Origin of the sequence: Microbacterium sp. GbtcB4, assembly GCF_019091465.1 — a bacterium.
Lineage (GTDB): Bacteria > Actinomycetota > Actinomycetes > Actinomycetales > Microbacteriaceae > Microbacterium > Microbacterium paraoxydans.
On record NZ_JAGXJJ010000784.1, the window covers coordinates 1 to 229 of the forward strand.

General features: G+C 71.6%; 1 pseudogene. It reads left to right on the forward strand.

Going from position 1 to position 229, the window contains the following annotated elements:
• Nucleotides 1-229, forward strand: a pseudogene (locus KVS71_RS19610) (hypothetical protein); the annotation flags it as partial.

A 229-nucleotide genomic window follows, 5' to 3' on the forward strand; every position in this document is an offset into this window, starting at 1 on the left:
GGCGGCTTCCGTGCAGCGACCACCCCGGGAGCCGGCTGGTACGGGATGCGTCACGTCACTTCCGGTGCGGTCTTCACCGGGGACGGACGGCAGGACGTCATCGGAGTGTCCCCGGCCGGGCCTCTCGTGATCTTCCCCGGCAACGGGGCCGGCGGCTTCCGCACTCCGTACGTCACCGTGGGCAACGGCTGGGAGGGTTTCCACTTCCTCGCCGCCGGGGACCTCGACG